We start from the raw sequence: 18,413 nt of genomic DNA on the forward strand, positions 1-18,413 counted from the left end.
GTACGCGCGCCGCGCCCCCTCCGCAACCTCCCCCTTATTCGTAGCGCTTGCCCAGCGCCAGCATCTCGGGCGTGCCGATCACCTCGTTCAGCTCGGCAAACGTCAGCATCTTGGGCAGGTACGGCGTGGTGGTGCCGTGGGCGGCCAGGCTGCCGAGGTAGTCGCGCAGCGCGAAGCTGAGCGCCCGCGCCGTGCCGCCGGGGAAAATCACGATGCGGAAGCCGATTTCCTCGAGTTCCGCCGCCGGCAGGACCGGCGTCTTGCCGCCTTCGACCATATTGGCCAGCAGCGGCGCGCGGTGGCCGAGCCGGGCGATGGCCGTGCCCATGTCCTCGCGGCTGCGCAGGGCCTCCACGAACAGCACGTCGGCGCCGGCATCGGCGAACATCTCCGCCCGGGCCAGCGCGGGCTCCAGGCCCTCTACCGCCACGGCGTCCGTGCGGGCGACGATCAGCGTGTTGGCGTCACGGCGGGCGTCGCAGGCGGCGCGGATCTTGCCAGCCATTTCCTGGGCCGAAATCAGCGTCTTGCCGTCCAGGTGGCCGCAGCGCTTGGGCGCCGCCTGGTCCTCGAACTGGATCGCCGAGGCGCCGGCGCGCTCCAGCACCCGCACGGTCTGCATCACGTTGAGCGCGTTGCCGAAGCCCGTGTCGGCATCGACGATCAGCGGCAGGTCCACCCGTTCGCGGATATTGCGCGTGACCGACGCCACGTCGTCCAGCGACAGGAAGCCGATGTCCGGCCGCCCGAAGCGCGTGTAGGCGATGCTGGCGCCGGACAGGTAGGCGGCCTGGAAGCCGGCCTGCTCCACCAGCAGCGCCGAGAAGGCGTCGTACACGCCCGGTGCGGTGACGATACCCGGCGCCTGCAGCCGTTCCTTGAGATTCATGGTGTTGCCTCCGTGAGGGACTGTCCGATTTGTCGTGCCGCGAGTTTACGCGCGAGATGTGGCACCAGGCCACCATCGCGAATCATGGCGATCAGGTGTGGCGGAATCGATTCGCAGGCGAGCACCGCGCCGGTCTCGGCCACATGCACCCGCGCGGCGTCGATATCGGCATGCACGCGCTGGCCCGGCTGCACCACGCCCGCCTCCGGGCAGATCAGCAGCGGCAGGCCGAGGTTGAAGCCATTGCGATAGAACAGGCCGGCGAACGCGGGCGCCACGACGGCGGCCACGCCCAGGTGGCGCAGCACCTCGACAGCCTGCTCGCGCGAGGATCCGGCACCGAAGTTCCGTCCGCCGATCACCACGTCGCCGGGTTGCACCGCCTGCGCGAAGGTGGGATCGAGCGCTTCCAGGCAGTGTTTGGCGATCTCGCCGATGCCGTATTTCATATAGGCGCCGGGCGCCAGCAGGTCGGTGTTGACGTCATCGCCGAAGACCCAGGCGCGGCCGAAGACGGGTTTCTGGGGGGCGTTCATGCCATGACCTCGCGGGGATCGGTGATGCGGCCGGCGATGGCCGAGGCTGCCACCGTGTAGGGCGAAGCCAGATAGACCTGCGACGAGGCCGCGCCCATCCGCCCCTTGAAATTACGGGCGGTGGTGCTGATGGCCACGGAATCCTCGCCGAAGCGGTGGGCGCCGTAGCCGGCGCAGGCGCCACAGGCATTGGGCAGCAATTCGGCCCCGGCGGCCTCCAGCGCGCCGAGCGTGCCATCGGCGGCGGCCCGGGCCTGATCGGCCGCGCTGGCCGGCGCCACCAGCAGCCGCACGCCCTTGGCCACGCGCTGGCCGCGCAGCACGTGGGCCGCCATCCGCAAATCCTCGAGCTTGGCGCCGGTGCAGGCGCCGATATAGGCGATATCGACCGAGACATCGGCGAACACGCCGGCGTCATCGGCCCCGGCCGGGCTGTGCGGGCGCGAGACCTGCGGGGCCAGCGCGGCAGCGTCGAAACGGTGCTCGGCCAGGCACGGCGCGTCCGCGTCGGACTGCCAGGCGGCCAGGTCGATCTGGTCAGCATCGGCCACGCCCACGCGGGCGAGCCAGTCCCGCGTAACGGCATCCGGCGCGATCAGGCCGACCTGCGCGCCCAGTTCGACGGTCATATTGGACAGCGTCATGCGCTCCTGCATCGGCAGCGCGCGTACCGCCTCGCCCGTGTATTCGACGGCCTGATACTGGCCGCCATCCATGCCGAGCTGCGTGCACATGCGCAGCATCATGTCCTTGGCCGAAACGCCCGGCTGGAGCCGGCCATGCCAATGCAGGCGGATAGTCTCCGGCACGCGCACCCAGATCTCGCCCGTGACCAGCACGCCAAGCATCTCCGTGGCGCCGATGCCGAACATGTACGCGCCGAACGCGCCGCCGGTGCACGAATGGCTGTCCCCGCCCACCGCGAACATGCCGGGGCGCAGGTAGCCCTTCTCGGGCAGCACCACGTGGCAGATGCCTTCCATGTCGTGGAAGCGCGCCACGCCGGCGGACTTCACCCAGTCCCGCGCGAGCTGGACGATGGCCCGGCTGTCCGCGTCATGGGCGGGCACGTAGTGGTCGGTCACCACCACGACCTTGTCCGGGTCCCAGACCTTGGCACCGAGCTTCTCAAGCATCGGCTTCACGCGCCGGGGGCCGCCCGAGTCGTGCATCATCGCCAGATCCACGCCACACGTGACGATCTCGCCCGGGGACACATGCTGGCGCCCCGTGGCGCGTGCCAGCAGCTTCTGCGCTAACGTCTGCGGCGCGATCTGCGGCGAAATTTCGGTCATTCCCACTTATTCCACCTTCGTGCCAGACGCCTGGATCACCTTGGCCCAGTGCTGGATATCGTTGCGGACAAACTGTCCAAACTGCTGCGGCGTCATGCTCACCGCCGTGGCCGCCTCGGTCTCCATGCGCTGCCGGTAGGCCGGGTCTTCCACGGCCACGCGCACGGCGCGATAGAGCTGGTCGACCGTGGCCGGCGGCAGCTTGGCCGGGCCGAACAGGCCAAACCACGCGCTCGACTCGAAGCCCTTCACCGTAGCGGCGATGGCCGGCACGCCGGGGAACTGCGGCAGCGGGTCCTTGCTGCTGACGCCGAGGATCTTGATCGCGCCGCTGCGCGCGTGCGGCAGCACGTTCACGGTACTCGCGAACATCAGGTCCACCGTGCCGCCGAGCAGGTCGGTCAGCGCGGGATTGGTGCCCTTGTAGGGGATGTTGAGGATGTCCGTGCCGGTCTGGAGCTTGAACTGCTCGCTGGCCAGATGCAGCGACGAGCCCTGCGCGCCGATGGCGAAACTCAGCTTGCCGGGGTTGCGCTTGGCATAGTCGATCAGGCCGGCCGTGGTGTCGAACGGCGCGTTCTTGCGCGCCACCAGCACGCTGGGCACCCGCGCCACCATGGTGATGGGTGTGAAGTCACGCACGGCATCGAACGGCAGGTTCTTGTAGAGCGAGGCGTTGATCGTGTGGCCGGTGAAGCTCATCAGCAGCGTGCTGCCGTCCGGCGTGCTGCGCGCCACGTACTGCGCCGCGATATTGCCGCCCGCGCCGGGCCGGTTGTCCACCACCACGGTGCGATGGAGCGAGTCCCCCATCGAGCGGGCGATCAGCCGGGCCAGTGCGTCGGTGGTGCCGCCCGCCGGGCTGCCCACGACGATGGTGATGGGCTTGTCCTGCGCCATGGCCAGCGGGGACGCGGTCATCGCCACGGTGGCCACTGCGGCCACGGCGCAATGGCCGAGGAATTGACCGAGGAATCGGCCGAGGAATCGGCCGAGGAATCGGGCGAGGAATTGTCGTCGATTGGGGTGCACGTCCTGTCTCCGGTGGGTATCGGTGTTATGGAGACTGACTCTAGGGGAGCGGCCGGGGCGGTTCAATGGGACCAGCTGGTCCTATCGGCAGGACCGGCTGTTCCGCTCGAAGTTCCGGGCGGGTGGCACGCAATCTGCACATGGCGGAGACCTGGCCCGAATGGGCTCACTCACCTGGGAGATTCCATGCTTCATGGCGACGTGCAGGACAAGCACCAGAAAATGCACCGTTTGCGCGGCAAGCCGCGTCGGGTCTGGACCCATCCGCTGATCCTCGGCGGCATCGCGCTGATGCTGGCGGCCTACATCGCCACGTACTGGTAGGGCCGGGTAAGCCTTACAACGTTGGGTAACGGCTACCGCTCATTGGGCCGCGCACCGCGGGCATTGGCGAGCGGGTCGAGGGTCCAGTAGCGCTCCGGCACGCTGATATCGGCCAGTTGCTGGGCATTGAACAGCCGCAACTGGCTCTCGTAGGCTTCCACGGCCTGCGCCTTGCGGAGCTGCTGCTGGGACACCGGCAGGTGCACGGGCGCGGCAACCAGGCCCTCCTGCCACCATCCCGCCAGGCGGCTCTGCACCGCGCCGGGCATGCAGCGGTGGATCGCGTCTTCATAGAACAACCACTGCTGGGGGGCGGGGATCAGCGTCTCGGCGTCGCCGGCGGCCAGCGCCGACTGGTCTACCGCTACGGCCTCGCGCAGCAGCATGCAGGCGGCGTTCACGAGGACGTGGTCGGGGTGATACACGCCCATCGGCGCGACGATGGTGGCGCGCTGCTGCAAGGACAGCAGGCGGCCAAGGCGCACGGCGATGTCCACCGCGCTGCGCCGCTCGCCGTACTGGCCATCGAGAAAGTCCAGCCAGACCGGCTCGGCACCCAGTCGCCGCAAGGCACGCCCATCCTCCTGCCGCCGCGCTCGCACGGCCTGGGCGCCGCTGGTGAACCCGGCGGCAAGGTCCCATTCCGGCGCATCAAGTGTTGCAGCAGGCTCGCCGGCAAAGACGGTCACGACCAGTGCCGCTGGGCACGCGGCGATCAGGTTGCCGCAACTGAACACGGCATCGTCCAGGTGCGGCGAAATCACGATGATCGAGGCAGGAATGTCCATGGTGTCAGGGCTACGCGCTGTCCGTTCTCGGCTGCGGCGGCCCAGTCCGCATCTCCATCCACGCGTACAGCGCGGAGGCGAAGACCATCGGGATCAGGTAATACAGCGCGCGGTAGACGATCAGCGCCGCCAGCAGCGTGTGCTGGGGCACCTGATTGCCCAGCAGCAGCACGAACACCGTCTCCAGCACGCCGAGGCCGGCGGGAATATGCGCCAGCGCGCCCGCCACGCTGCCAATCAGCAGCACGCTCAGCACTGCCGCCAGGTTGACCTCCTTCGGCAGCAACAGGTTGATGATGGCGGCGAGCGTGATCCAGTTGGTGATCGACAGCGCGCTTTGCAGCAGGGCGAAGCGCAGGCTGGGCAGGCTGAACACGTGCCCGCGAATCTTGATGCGGCGCCGCGTAGCCTTCGCGCAGGCCAGCCAGTACGCCAGCCCGGCGAGGAACATCAGCACGCCCAGGCCACGCAGCGCCAGTTCGCTGATGCCCCAGGCGGGCGGCAGCCCCGGCGGATACAGGCTGAAGACGACGCCGGCGATCAGCATGTAGCCAGTCCAGTTCGTGACGATGGCGATGGTGTAGACGCCAGCGACCTGCGAGCCGCTGACCTCGGCCTTCGAATAGAGCCGCAGCCGCACCCCGAGGCCGCCCACCACGGCGCCGATATTGAGGTTGAAGATGTAGGCGATGAACGCGGTCAGCATCACGCGCACCGTCGACAGGTGGTGACGCGTGTAGTGGCGGCCGAGCAGGTCGAACGAGGCGTGGAGCAAGAAGCTCACGCACGCCAGCCCGGCGGCTGGCAGCAGCGTACGGGCATCGTAGCCCTTCAGCGACTGCCACACCTTGGTCCAGTCAATGCCGCCCAGCGCGCGGAAGATCAGCACCGCCACCAGCACGACGAAGGCCACGCCGGCCACCCGTTTGACGGCTTTCCATGGAATGCGCCGGCGCGCCTTGGCGATCATCGTCATGGGCAATCCTGTTCGCGCGGGGGCGTGGGCACGCCGGCTTGCCAGCCGGACGGGGGCGCGTCCAGCGTCGGCGTCAGCAGCTTGGGCGTATGCGCCGGCAGCCACCCCGCCCAGGCCGGGAAGCGCCGCAGCGCGTGAAAGACCAGCGCCGTGGCCAGCCCTTGCCAGCGCGGGCGGATACCGTCCGGCGTGGCCGGCACTTCCTGGCAGCTGCTTTCCATGCGCGTGCGCAGGTTCTGCTTCAGCGCGGCGGCAAAGTCCGCGTCGCGGATGATGAGGTTGGCTTCGAGGTTCAGGAACAGGCTCAGCGGATCGAGATTGCTCGATCCGACCGTCGCCCAGTCGTCATCGACCACGGCGACCTTGCCGTGCAAGGGCCGCTCGCAGTACTCGAAAATGCGCACGCCAGCCTCGCGCAGGTGGGCGTACAGCATGTCCACGGTGCGCTTGACCCACATCATGTCCGGGTTGCCCTGGACGATCAGCTGCACGTCCACGCCGCGCCGGGCGGCATCGCAGATCGCCTGGAGCAAACGGTAACCGGGCAGGAAATAGGCGTTGGCGATGATCAGCTCGCGCTCCGCACCACGGATGGCCAGCAGGTATTGGCGCTCGATGTCGCGGCGGTGCCGGTCGTTGTCACGCGTGACGAGGAGCGCGGTGCCGGGGCCAGCGGGCGCGCCAGCCTCGCTCACCCGGCGTACCGGACGCCGGGGCGGCGCCTTCGGGCCGGGTGAGCTGGCGTGGATGGCGTCCAGCAGGAACTCGTGGATTTCGCGCGCGGCGGGGCCTTGCACCTCGACCGCATAGTCCTGCTTGGCCAGCGGGCCGGAATCGATCAGGTGCTGGACCGAGACGTTGATGCCGCCGACAAAGGCCACGCTGGCATCCACGGCGACCAGCTTGCGGTGCAGGCGCCGGAACAGGTTGGTACGCATGCCAACCAACCTCCGGCGGGGCGAGAACAGATGGACGACCACGCCGGCCTCCACCAGTCCGCCCAGGAATGCGGGCGACAGATCGGCCGAGCCGAAGCCGTCGACCGTCAGCGCCACGCTGATGCCCCGGCGCGCCGCCGCGATCAGCGCGTCGCGCAGCGGCTGGCCGACCTCGTCATCGAACAAGATGAAGGTCTCCAGCAGCACGCTTTGCTGCGCGCCTTCGATGGCCGCCAGTACCCTCGGGAAGTATTCTTCCCCGTTTTCGAGTAGGCGGAACTGATTTCCGGTTGTCCATGTGGGGCCCATCTCAGGCACCAAGCACGAACGGTGCCTGCGGGCGACGGGCCGCGCCGGGCCTTGCGGAACAAGGCGCTGGCACGGGAAAGTGGCAAGAACGTTGCAGCGATTACCGGGTGGGGCTACCTGTGGCTGCAATTGAGCGCTGCAGCGGACGTCACTTTTCGAGATCGACGTGCAGGTAGGCTAGAAGGCGTTCGGGCGCGGGCGGAGGGTTGTCGATACGGCGTCCCAGAGGGCCAACGCCTGCGCCTCGGTGAAGGCGGCTGGCGTTGACGGATCTTCACGCGAGGCAGGTCCACGATTGCGCATCGTCAGCGCGAAGTAAGGCGTGTCCGGGCTGCCGTCCGTCGCGCCGATCTCCAGCCGGAACAGATGTTCCTGCTCCCCTGCCGTGCCCGCCGGCCTGCCGATCAGCCATTCCTCGCCCAGTTCCATCGGCAGCCTGACGACGCCCTTCCGCAGGGTGCGCCAGCCGTCCGGTGCACCCGTGGCCGCATCGAACCCGTCTCGCTCAAGCAGCGACGGGGCTTCATGCAGGCTGGAATGCGTGAGGATGTGGAACGAGACGCCGGGGTAGGACGGCAGATCGAAGCGCACATCGACATACTCGTACGGCCTGGATTTGCCCAGCAGATAGCCGCCGGGAATGCAGAGCGCGGGCTTCGTCGGAACACTGCCGGCGGGGAGACCTCGAAAGCTGTCCAGCATGTTCAGCACTTCAAAGCGGCGCTGGGGAACGTTGTTCTTGACCGTCACGTTGCCAACGAGCGGGTTGGCGGACTGGTCCGGGTCGGTGAAATCCCAGGCCTCGCGCTGGATCTGGATGCGGACGCCGTTCTCCCAGCGATAGCCTTCCAGCGTCCGCCTGGCCGGATCGGCGTCTACCGCGCCTCGGTGCATGAAGTAGCCTGGCTGCCCGTCTGGCGACGTCGTGTTCGCGTACAGGAAGGGATCGGCATCGACGCTCTTCACGGCCTTGAGTTCGGCGCCGCGCTTGGCGATCTCTGCCTGAAAGGCGTCGATGGCCATGGCTTGCGTGGAGATCATGATGCCGCGAATCTTCGTCGTGCCGCGCGTCGTCATGCCCGGCGGCATCTCCAGCAGGTAGCGTCCGACGCAATGGGGAATGAGCTTGTGGGTCAGCGCATCCACGGCCTGTTGTTCCGGCATGGACATCGTGGGGGCCTTGCCACAGGCCCCGAGCGCCAGGGTGGCGCAGAGTGTGAGGGCTGCTGCGGCGCGCGCTTTCACATGCACTCCACCGTCAGAAGGCATTCGGTCGGGGCCGCAGGGTTCGGGAGATGGCGTCCCAGACCGCGAGGGCCTCGGCGTCGGTCAGCGATGCACGTTCGAGCGGACGATCGTCCGGGAGCGGGTTCGCCGTCTCCATATCGAGCCGTACGAAAGGTGCCAACACATCGTCCGCGAGGGCGTTCCCTTCCAGGGTGAAGAGATGCCCATGCACTTCCGTGGTGGGTCTTGGGCCTGCCAACAGCCATTCCTCGGCGTCAACGCCGGTCAAAGCGACCTTCCCTTTACGCACCGTTCGTCCGCCCTTGATCTGCGACAACGCCTCCTCAATCTGCCGATGCCGCTGCAATAGCGAACCTACTGCAGCGAGACCTGAATCCGTCACAAGTGTGAAGTCGACATCCTCGTGGCTTGCAAGAGTGAAAATCCCAGTCACGCGCTCACCTTCTCGCGCCTTGCCCAGAATCAGACCGTACGGCAGGCACAATCCCGGCTCCGTTGGAATCTCGTTCTCGGCGCGGCCGCGAAAGTTCGTAAGCAGTTCAAAGACATGGTTGGCCTTCGGGGGAACATCGTTCTTGATGTCCATGCGCTGCACGATCGGGTCATCCGCCTGATCGGGGCTGCTGAAATCTGACGCCTCCAGCGTGACTTTGACACGAACCCCATTCTCCCAACGATAGCCCTCCAGAATCCGGTTTGCGATGTGGCTGCGTTCCGAACCCCGGTGCATAAAATAGCGGGAGTGCTCATCCCACGCGGGCAGATTGAGATAGAGAAATGGATGCGCATCCATGCTCTTCACCGCCTTGAGTTCCGCTTCCCGCGCGGAGATTTCCTTGTTGAATGCATCGAGGGACATGATCTTCGTCTCGAGCCGTGCGTCTTCCACGGTGGCGGAGCCTGTGACCGAAGTTCCTGCGGGCAGGTCGATGAGATGGCGTCCCACACAACGCGGGATTAGGTTGGTAGTCAGGGCATTCACCGTCTGTTGTTCCTGAAGCGTCAATGGAGGGGCTTTCCCACAAGCCGGGAGCGCCAGCGATGCGCCCAGGATCGCGCTGATCACCACATATCGTTTCATCATCGCGGCGCGCTCAGAAGGCATTCGGCCGGGGCCGCAGGGTTCGGGAGATGGCGTCCCAGACCGCGAGGGCCTCGGCGTCCGTCAGCGATGCGCGCTCTAGCCCGCGATCGTCCGGGAGCGGGACCGCTGTCTCCATATCGAGCCCTACGAAAGGCGCCAGCACATCGTTCTCAAGCGCGTTGCCTTCCAGGCTGAAGAGATGCCCATGCACTTCCGTGGTGGGTCTCGGGCCTGCCAACAGCCATTCCTCGGCGTCAACGCCGGCCAAAGCAACCTTGCCTTTTCGAACCGTTCGCCCCCCCTCGATCTGCGACAATGCGTCCTCGATCTGGCGATGCCTCTGCAATAGCGAACTCCTTTCAACGAGATCCGAATCCGTCACAAGTGTGAATTCGACGTCCTCATGGCTTGCGACGTTGAACATCGCAGTCACGCGTTCGTCCTCTTTCGCTTTTCCGAGAATCAGACCGTCCGGCAAGCACAATCCCGGCTCCGATGGAATCTCGTTCTCGCCGCGGCCCCGGAAATTCGTGAGCAGTTCAAAGACATGATTGGCCTTTGTCGGCACACTGTTCTTGACATCCATACGCTGCACGATCGGGTCATCCGCCTGATCGGGGCTGCTGAAATCTGACGCCTCCAGCGTGACCTTGACGCGAACCCCATTCTCCCAACGATAGCCTTCCAGAATCCGGTTTGCGATGTGGCTGTATTCCGAGCCCCGGTGCATGAAGTAGCGGGAATGCTCATCCCACGCGGGCACGTTGAGATAGAGAAAAGGATGCGCATCCATGCTCTTCACCGCCTTGAGTTCGGCTTCGCGCGCGGAGATCTCCTCGTTGAATGCATCGAGGGGCATGATCTTCGTCTCGAGCCGTGCGCTTTCCACAGTGGCGGACCCTTTGACCGTCACGCCGGCGGGCAAATCGATAAGATGGCGTCCCACACAACGCGGGATTAGGTTGGTAGTCAGGGCATTCACTGTCTGTTGTTCCTGAGCCGTCAATGAAGGGGATTTCGCACAAGCCGGCAGCACAAGCGCTACGCCCGCGAGCGCGCTGATCACCACATATCGTTTCATCATCGCGGCGCGCTCAGAAGGCATTCGGCCGGGGCCGCAGGGTTCGGGAGATGGCGTCCCAGACCGCGAGGGCCTCGGCGTCGGTCAGCGATGCGCGTCCGAGCGGACGATAGTCCGGAAGCGGATTCGCTGTATCCATTTCGAGCCGCACGAAAGGCGTCAGTACATCGTCCGCGAGCGCGTTCCCCTCCAGCGCAAAGAGGTGCCCGTGCACTTCCGTGGTGGGTCTTGGGCCTTCCAACAGCCATTCTTCTGCGTCGACGCCGGTCAATGCGACCTTTCCTTTACGAACCGTTCGCCCGCCCTCGACCTGCGACAACGCCTGCTCGATCTGACGATGCCTCTGCAGAAGCGAGTCCCTTTCAACGACACTTGAGTCCGTCAGAATGGTGAAACCGAGATCCTCATGGCTTGCAAGACGGAACCTCGACTTTGTGCGTTCCTCCTCGCGCGCCTTGCCGCGGATGTATCCGCGAGGGAGACATAATCCAGGCTCCGTTGGAATATCGTCATCGGCCCGGCCGCGAAAATTCGTGAGCAGTTCAAAGACATGGTTGGCCTTTCGCGGCACACTGTTCTTGATTTCCATACGCTGCACGATTGGGTTATCCGCCAGATCGGGACTGGTGAAATCGGACGCGTCCAGCGTGACCTTGACACGAACACCATTCTCCCAACGATAGCCTTCCAGTTTCCGGATTGCGATGTGACTGTGTTCCGAACCCCGGTGCATGAAGTAGCGGGAGTGCTCATCCCACGCGGGCACATTAAGATAGAGAAATGGGTGAGCGTCCATGCTCTTCACCGCCTTGAGTTCCGCCTCGCGCGCGGAGATTTCCTTGTTGAATGCATCGAGGGACATGATCTTCGTCTCGAGCCGTGCGTCTTCCACAGTGGCGGACCCTTTGACCGTCACGCCGGCGGGCAAATCGATAAGATGGCGTCCCACACAACGCGGGATTAGGTTGGTAGTCAGGGCATTCACCGTCTGTTGTTCCTGAGGCGTCAATGGAGGGGTCTTCCCACAAGCCGGTAGCGCAAGCGAAAAGATCACGATAAGTAGCGATGAGAAGCGTTTCATTTGCGATAGGCCATGGAAGTTTGTTTCACGGCATCCGTGATCTTGACGATCGACCATACGGTGAATAGCTGGAGTGGCAAGACCTTGTACGCGGCTTCGTGCTCTATCCCTCGGTAAGCCAGGCAGACCTTCGCTTTCTCCCGTGGCGCTGCGCCGGACCGGCGCGGGACAGTGCCGTCGCCGCTCTCGTCTGCACCGTTCAGGTCAAAGACAACGTGCAATGGGTTTCCGGCGCTGCGCGTGAGGACCGAAAGGGTGCCACGGCCTGTGTCGTGCATTACCGTTCCCTCGGCAAGGTCATCAATGGCGCGCGGCCCGAAGCGCGGCCCAGCATAACGCCGCCCCCATGTGACCTCTCCCCATGTCTTGTGTGCGGTATCGTCGCCGTAGAACGCATACGTATTCGCGTGATATCGGTTCGCGATGGCACGATGAAATGGGCGCACTAGCGTCTCAACGGTTTCCACGTACCGTTGCCAGTCCTCGTTTACTGTTTTTTTGTACGTATCGAGCGGATTGATAAGGTGTTCGTGGCATAGCGCCCACCACTTTCCCCGCACGGTGTAGATCTCGTTGTAGGGATCTGACTGCGGAAGCGAGACCATGCGGTTGCCATCACGGATCTTCAGCCAATGGCTGCCGTACTCGGGCGTGGGCAGCAATTGCAGGGGTCCGGGCGCTTGTGCAAAAACCGCCGTCACTTCTTCGGCATTACTACCCAGGACGCTTCCCGCCGCACCCTCCGTACCGGCTTTCACCCGCTTGTAGGCTGCCGCAGCGCCGGTCGCCGGCATGACCCCATTCACCACACCGAGGATGACTTCCCTGCCGCCCATCGACTCAGTGAAATACCTCCCGACAAGTCCGCCCATCGAATGCGTGACGAGGATGGCGCGGTCGCACATGAATCCCTTACTCCGGTAGAAGGCCATGAACGCATTGACTCTGGCCGCCAGGCGCTTTGCCGAATCTTCGTTGGACTGCAGCCAGTTGTATCCCACGGCATGGACGGGATAGCGGTACTTGTAGGACAAGGCGGCTTCGTCTCGCGTGAGCGGGGCCACGCCGATCGCGCGGGCCTTCGCCTCATTTAGCAGCGTCGAACGTATGCCCGTCTGCCATTGATGCGTATCGTTGAGCGCCCCTTCAAGCCACGCGAGGAACTCCCCATAGCTCATAAATGCCACTTCGCCCCAGCCTCGCCGCCGCATTTCCGCTGTCGACAGGGGGGTCTCGGACGGGAGCTTGCCGCCGCCGTACACAACTGTGTCCTCCGGATTCAATGCCGCCTTCCGCTCGGCCGCATTTCGATTCATCCAATGGAACACGGTACTAACGCTATCCAGAAGCCAAACGGGGTTCTCTTGCTCATCCTTATCAGCCAAATTCGACCCCATCACCCCCGGCACGAACACCACCGGTATGACCCGCCGCGACACCAGATAACAAATCGCCTCGGTCTTTCCCTTCGACATGACGGATCGATACCGCACGGAGCCGTCTTCCTGAATCTCGGGCGGGATAATGCGTTGCGTGACTTCCATGACATCACCGTTGTTGTTTGACGTTGACCATCGCCGGCTTCTCAGAGAGCACCCGGCCTGGGCCGCAGGGTGCGGGACACGGCGTCCCATAGGGCCAGTGCCTGCGCCTCCGTCAGCGAGGCCTTCTTCAACGGCTCTTCCAGACCCGTGGGGCCGCCGTTGCTCAGCTTGACGGCGACGAACGGTGTCTCCGGGCTGCCGGTCGTGGCGTTGCTCTCCAGCCGGAACGCCTGCCCCTGGACGTTCGTCACGATCATCGGCCCCGCAATAACCATCTCCTCGCCCCGGCCACCGGGCAGCTCCACCGTGCCCCTGCGTAACGTCTTCCCGTCATCGAGCACGCGTTGCGCAGCGGCAATCGGGCCGCCCCGCCACAGCAAGGAGGTCTTCTCCTGAAGGCTGGAATGGGTGAATACGTTGAAGTAGACGTCGGGATAGGCCGGCAAATTGAAATCGACGTCGACCTGCTCGTCATCCTTCGACTTGCCCAGGAGAATCCCGCCGGGAACGCAGAGGCCGGGCTCCGTGGGAATCGCGCCATCCGGCCGGCCGCGGAAGCTGGTGAGCATTTCGAACACCTGTGTGGCGGCGCGAGGCACGTCGTTCTTGACCGCCATCTGCCGTACAAGCGGATCCTTGGTCTGATCTGGCTTTGTGTAGTCCGAGGATCGAAGTTGGATACTGATGAAGACACCGTTCTCCCAGCGATACCCTTCCAGCACCCGGTTTCCCGGATCGTCCCCGATCGAGCCACGATGCAGGAAGTAGCGTGAATGTTCATCCCACGCCGGCGCGTTCACGTACAGGAAGGGATGCGCATCGATGCTTCGCGTCTTGGTGAGTTCGGCCTCCCGAGCCGCCATCGCTTTCCGGAACTCTTCCAGCGACATGGCCATGGTCTCGACGATGGCACCTCGCATCTTCACCATGCCGCTCAATTCGACTTGCGCAGGCATATCGATGAGATAGCGCCCCACGCATTGCGGGACGAGCCGGGTAGTCAGTGCCTGGATGGCTTGTTGTTCTTGCTCGGTCATTTTCGGAGAGAAATCGCAGCCTGCAAGCGTCAGGCAAAGGCCGGCGGTAAAGCATCTACGGCTGAACTTCATTTGCTGTACGCCATGGAGGTGAGCTTGACGGCGTCGGTGATCTTCACGATCGACCAAAGCGTAAAGAGTTGGATGGGTAGCGCCTTGAAGGCGCCTTCGTGGTCGATGCCACGATAGGCAAGACAGACCTTTGTCTTTCCTTTTGGCGCGGCACCCGAGCGGAGCGGGACCGTACCGTCACCGCTTTCTGCTGCGGGTTGGATCTGGAAGACCGTACGAACGGTGTTTTCACCGCGCCGGGTGTGGACGGCGATCTCCCCGGTGCCCTTGTTCGCCACTACCTTGCCCTCCAGCGGGTCATCGACCGGCAAGCCTCTTGCGGGCCCGAGGCCTGCCTGATGGCGTCGCTGCCATGTCACCTCGCCCCAGCTCTTGTGATTGGCATCATCACCAAAGAAGGCGTACGAGTTCGGATGGTATCGACCGGAGATTGCCTGATGAAACGGCCTGACGTCATCCTTGACCATCGATTCATATGTCTTCCAGTCGCGCTCGAGGGTCTCCTTCTTCTTATCCGCAGGATTGATCAGCTTGTCATCGCATAGGCTCCACCATCGTCCTCGCTTGATATAGATCTCTTCGTATGGATCCGAATTAGGCAACGTCACCACACGGTCCCCATCCCGAAACTTCAGCCACCGCATGCCGTATTCCGGCGTCGGCAGCAGTTGCAGCGGGCCCGGTGACTGTGCGAAGACCGCAGTCATTTCCTCCGCATCGCAGCCCAGTGCCCAGCCAGCCGGTTTTTCCGTTCCCGCCTTGACGCGCTTGTAGGCGGCCGGCGCGCCGGTGGCGGGCATGACGCCATGCACGACGCCCAGCACCCGGTCGCGCCCGCCCAGCACTTCGGTGTAGCAGCGTGACACCAGCCCGCCCATGGAATGCGTGACGAGGATCACCCGGTCGCACATGAATCCCTGCTTCCGGTAATAGGCCATGAATGCCTCGACGCGCGCCTTCAGGTGCTCCGCCGATGCGCGGTTCGACTGCAGCCAGTTGTAGCCCACGGCATGCACCGGGTATCGGTATTTGTAGGACAGCGCCACCTCCGCACGCGTCAGCGGCTGTACGCCCACGCGTTGCACGGTGCTCGGCTCCATCAGTTGCGAGCGCACGCCCGTCAGGAAGTCGTGGGTGTCGTTGAGGGCGTTCTCCAGCCAGGCCAGAAACCCGCCGTAGCTGATGTGGGCGATCTCTCCCCAACCACGGCGCCTCATCTCGTCTTCCGTCAGCGACGTCCCGGTAGGGAGCTTTCCGCCGCCATAGACGGAAGTCGTCAGTGGGTCCAGCATGATCTTGCGGAACTCGGCGCCGACGGGAATCCAGGTCGCCGCGTCGGCCACGCTGTCGAGCAGCCATACAGGCTCCTTCGTCAGTTCAATCTCGCCGTTGAACCGCCGTCTGGGTCGTAATCCAAGCAGATTCGACCCCATCACCCCCGGCACGAAGACCACCGGAATCATCCTGCGTGACACCAGATAGCAGACCGCAACGCTGTCGTCCGGCGGGGTCATGACGGAGCGGTAACGGACCGAGCCGTCCGCCTGGATTTCGGGTGGAATGATGCGTTCTCTTGCTGCCAAGATGGGGTCCTCAGGATTTCAATGGGCAAAGCAGGTCGACGCTCTCGGCGAAGAGGCTCTTCTGCAGCGACGTCTTGCCTTCCGCATCGGCCGCGCCACGAATGCGGCTGCCGTCGTCGCGGAGCACGGCATACGACTCATGGCTGGCGGGCTCGTCGTCGAACGGCCACCGGACCGTGAACGCTTCATCGAACTCCGCGTGCTTCCACGTATTCATTGCCTGCGAGAGCGACTGCTTTTGATCGAGCGTGTAAGCGGCCGTGCGGATGATCCGGTCCCCACGCGTGCCGTCCTCGATGCCCGTGAGCGACAACCGCAGATACGAGCCGCCGCACTTCAGCAGCAGTTCCTTCTCTGCCTCGATCACCACGCGGCCGTTGGCGCTGCTGATGGTGACGTTCTTGTCGGCCAGCAGGCGCATGTCGTCGCTCTGCGCCTGGATGTCGATGGGCCCCCGCGCGGCGAACAGCTTGATGCCGAGCTTTTGCGCGAAGATCGACACCAGCTCGCCGGCGGCGACGGTGAAGCGCTTCAGCGCGCTGAAGTCCGCGTGGCCACCCGATGTGCCGATCAAGTTCTGGCTCGCGCTCAGTTGCAGGTCGCCGCCAGACGCCAGCGCCATGCCGGCCGGGGCGCTGGCCAGCAGGCCGGCCTGCTTGAGGGTGTCCAGCGTGTTGTCGAGCAGCGCCTTCTGGCGGCCGTAGTCTGCCGCCACCGCCTGTGCCGCCTGCGCGGCGGAGGCCAGCGCTTCGGCCTGACTGAGCGCCTGCTGGAGCAAACCCCGGGCCGCGTCCATGCCGAGCTGTGGGCCCTTGGCGCTGGGCTGGTCGTCCGCCGACAGGAACAGGCCCTTGCCGCCCCGGATGGCGCCCCACCCGGACGTGCGCAGCTCGAAGCCCTCACCGCGCTTCTGCCGTTTGTCGTCGACCAGATAGCCGAGATTCAGCTGCGACTTGCGCGCAAAGTCGGTGGAGAGCTTGACGCCCTCCTGCCCCTCCCAGTCCTCGAAACGCAGCTTGTTATTGCTCTGGGTGCGGATCACGTTGCGAGACAGCCATCGGTCCCGGTTGGTGATCAGGTCCTCGTGCTGGCTGTTGTGCTGCACGTGGGCGATGTATGGCTTGTTCGGATTGCCGTCGCGGAAGGCCACGTCCACATAGGTGCCATCGACGAGCGGAAAGTGGAAGCCGGTCTGCCTCGCCCCGGCGAACGGCTTGGCCAGCGCCAGCGGCACGCTTTCGCCGCCGTTCGGCCAGGTGTCGAAATCGAGGTCGAAGCGGACCGTGTAGTGCCCCTGCTGCGTCAGGTAGGCGTACTTGTACTGGCCCGGCGAGGTCACGCGGGCAGACAGCGTGCCCTGGATCCTCGGCCAGCGGTCTTCGGCCAGCGGCAGGCGGAAGCGCCGGTCAGAGGGAATGGCCTTGAACGTGTTGCGATAGGCGGCATCGCGCGCGCCGGTGTGGATAACCTCGGTGATGACCTGCCCGTTCGGCGCCTCCGCCAGCGCCAGATCCATGCGGAGGATGCGCGCCGGGCGCAGGTCCAGCACGTTGCTCTCGCCCGAGAACACCAACTGGCCGGCCATCGCCGCTTCATGGCGTAGCTGCGCCTCCCACTTGCCGCCCTCGAAGTCCAGATGATGGGTGCCGAAGACATAGGACTGCCCGTAGGTCGTCGCCTCCTTGCGCGCGACGTTGGCCTCGCCGGTGAAGCGCTCCCACGCGCTGCCCGGGTGGTAATCGGCCACGCGAAATGACGCCGCCACGGTCGTCGCATGAGATTGCAGCGCCAGCACCGCCTCCACGCCCGCCTCCAGCCCGGCGGTTTCGCGGTACGGCACGCGCAGTTCCGGCTGGTAGAGGTAATGGTCGATGTCATCCCCGACCACCAGCATCTCGCCGAACTTGCCGGGCACGAAGTAGCTGTACAGCCCCTCCTGCTCCATCAGCAGCCGGATGTAGGCCCAGTCGGACATCTGGTACTGGAAGCGGAACGCGTGCTGCGGATACTTGCGGCGCAGCCGGAAGGCGAACTGATGGCCCTGCAGGTCGTGCCGGCGCAGGATGGCCTCGATGATCTGCGGCGCGGTCTGGTGCTGGTAGATGCGGCTGGCCTGCGTGAGCTTCAGCCGTGCGGCGAGCGGTTCGACCACGGCCTCGTAGCTAAACAGGTCGCGGGAGCGCTGGAGCCGGCTGAGCCGGGTGATGCAGCCGGCGAACTGGCGCGGCGCGGCCCCGTCGATGGGGTCGCCATGGTCAATGCGGAAGGTGGCGGCCTTGCCGAGATAGTCGGCACGCTCGAGTTCGAGCGGGTGCGTGAACTGCACCGTGACGACGTAGGTCTCGCCAAGCCGTTCTTCGGCAGTGAATGACACCACCGACAGCGCGGCGGCATTCGCGGCGCCGGGCACGTCGAGGTAGTAGACCTGCCTCCTCTTCAGCCGGGCGTCGCCGTCGTCCGCCCAGTATTCCTTCCGCTGCGCTATTGCTTCCACTTCCTTCCCCATCGACTCGGATTTGCGGCAGAACCGTACTCCGTTTCGATGGCGCCGGAAGCGCCCAAAGCGCGCTGTTTGCGCTACGTCATGTGTGACTAA

The 18,413-nt window shown here is 64.8% G+C and carries 16 protein-coding genes; 1 reads left to right on the forward strand and 15 read right to left on the reverse strand.

Annotation, left to right across the window (positions count from 1 at the left end):
* Positions 1-34: 34 nt before the first annotated feature.
* Genes AC1DP9_RS12755 through AC1DP9_RS12770 form a run of 4 tightly spaced genes read right to left on the reverse strand, consistent with a single transcriptional unit; the run spans position 35 to position 3,641 of the window.
* On the reverse strand, positions 35-889 hold the full coding sequence (locus AC1DP9_RS12755; protein ID WP_477107544.1) for an isocitrate lyase/PEP mutase family protein: 855 nt from the start codon (positions 887-889) through the stop codon (positions 35-37).
* Positions 886-1,425 (reverse strand): LeuD/DmdB family oxidoreductase small subunit, encoded by a 540-nt coding sequence (locus tag AC1DP9_RS12760; protein ID WP_441592526.1) that lies wholly within the window; start codon positions 1,423-1,425, stop codon positions 886-888. The genes AC1DP9_RS12755 and AC1DP9_RS12760 overlap by 4 nt, the downstream gene beginning before the upstream one ends.
* Positions 1,422-2,720: a 3-isopropylmalate dehydratase large subunit gene (locus AC1DP9_RS12765; RefSeq protein WP_477107545.1), complete on the reverse strand. Its 1,299-nt coding sequence runs from the start codon at positions 2,718-2,720 to the stop codon at positions 1,422-1,424. Before AC1DP9_RS12765 ends, AC1DP9_RS12760 begins: the two co-directional genes overlap by 4 nt.
* 6 nt (positions 2,721-2,726) lie before the next feature.
* Positions 2,727-3,641 carry a tripartite tricarboxylate transporter substrate binding protein gene (locus AC1DP9_RS12770; RefSeq protein WP_092301578.1) on the reverse strand — a complete coding sequence of 305 codons (915 nt, stop codon included), beginning with the start codon at positions 3,639-3,641 and terminating at the stop codon, positions 2,727-2,729.
* Between the two features lie 297 nt (positions 3,642-3,938).
* Between AC1DP9_RS12770 and AC1DP9_RS12775 the strand changes: the two genes are divergently transcribed.
* Complete coding sequence (locus tag AC1DP9_RS12775) at positions 3,939-4,076, forward strand: hypothetical protein (RefSeq protein WP_441592524.1); 138 nt, start codon at positions 3,939-3,941, stop codon at positions 4,074-4,076.
* A 32-nt stretch (positions 4,077-4,108) separates the two neighbouring features.
* On the opposite strand, the gene AC1DP9_RS12780 is transcribed toward AC1DP9_RS12775, so the two are convergent.
* The 11 genes from AC1DP9_RS12780 to AC1DP9_RS12830 form a co-directional block, all read right to left on the reverse strand.
* Complete coding sequence (locus AC1DP9_RS12780; RefSeq protein WP_477107546.1) at positions 4,109-4,864, reverse strand: PIG-L deacetylase family protein; 756 nt, start codon at positions 4,862-4,864, stop codon at positions 4,109-4,111.
* Positions 4,865-4,874: 10 nt separating this feature from the next.
* Positions 4,875-5,840 carry a lysylphosphatidylglycerol synthase domain-containing protein gene (locus AC1DP9_RS12785; RefSeq protein ID WP_092301527.1) on the reverse strand — a complete coding sequence of 322 codons (966 nt, stop codon included), beginning with the start codon at positions 5,838-5,840 and terminating at the stop codon, positions 4,875-4,877.
* Positions 5,837-7,087: a cardiolipin synthase ClsB gene (clsB, locus tag AC1DP9_RS12790; protein WP_441592522.1), complete on the reverse strand. Its 1,251-nt coding sequence runs from the start codon at positions 7,085-7,087 to the stop codon at positions 5,837-5,839. Before clsB ends, AC1DP9_RS12785 begins: the two co-directional genes overlap by 4 nt.
* 177 nt (positions 7,088-7,264) lie before the next feature.
* Positions 7,265-8,332 carry a T6SS immunity protein Tli4 family protein gene (locus AC1DP9_RS12795; RefSeq protein WP_477107547.1) on the reverse strand — a complete coding sequence of 356 codons (1,068 nt, stop codon included), beginning with the start codon at positions 8,330-8,332 and terminating at the stop codon, positions 7,265-7,267.
* Between the two features lie 13 nt (positions 8,333-8,345).
* A complete protein-coding gene (locus AC1DP9_RS12800) occupies positions 8,346-9,419 on the reverse strand; it encodes a T6SS immunity protein Tli4 family protein (RefSeq protein ID WP_477107548.1) in 1,074 nt (357 codons plus the stop codon).
* 10 nt (positions 9,420-9,429) lie between these two features.
* A complete protein-coding gene (locus AC1DP9_RS12805) occupies positions 9,430-10,503 on the reverse strand; it encodes a T6SS immunity protein Tli4 family protein (RefSeq protein WP_477107549.1) in 1,074 nt (357 codons plus the stop codon).
* A 10-nt stretch (positions 10,504-10,513) separates the two neighbouring features.
* Positions 10,514-11,581, reverse strand: coding sequence for a T6SS immunity protein Tli4 family protein (locus AC1DP9_RS12810; RefSeq protein ID WP_477107550.1), 1,068 nt, complete (start codon positions 11,579-11,581; stop codon positions 10,514-10,516).
* Positions 11,578-13,125 (reverse strand): esterase/lipase family protein, encoded by a 1,548-nt coding sequence (locus tag AC1DP9_RS12815; protein ID WP_477107551.1) that lies wholly within the window; start codon positions 13,123-13,125, stop codon positions 11,578-11,580. Before AC1DP9_RS12815 ends, AC1DP9_RS12810 begins: the two co-directional genes overlap by 4 nt.
* Before the next feature lie 41 nt (positions 13,126-13,166).
* On the reverse strand, positions 13,167-14,234 hold the full coding sequence (locus tag AC1DP9_RS12820) for a T6SS immunity protein Tli4 family protein (protein ID WP_477107552.1): 1,068 nt from the start codon (positions 14,232-14,234) through the stop codon (positions 13,167-13,169).
* Positions 14,231-15,817: a lipase/acyltransferase domain-containing protein gene (locus AC1DP9_RS12825; protein ID WP_477107553.1), complete on the reverse strand. Its 1,587-nt coding sequence runs from the start codon at positions 15,815-15,817 to the stop codon at positions 14,231-14,233. Before AC1DP9_RS12825 ends, AC1DP9_RS12820 begins: the two co-directional genes overlap by 4 nt.
* A gap of 10 nt (positions 15,818-15,827) precedes the next feature.
* Positions 15,828-18,302: a type VI secretion system Vgr family protein gene (locus tag AC1DP9_RS12830; RefSeq protein ID WP_477107659.1), complete on the reverse strand. Its 2,475-nt coding sequence runs from the start codon at positions 18,300-18,302 to the stop codon at positions 15,828-15,830.
* Positions 18,303-18,413 lie beyond the last annotated feature (111 nt).

The sequence above is a fragment of the Cupriavidus sp. 01L43 genome (assembly GCF_056399925.1).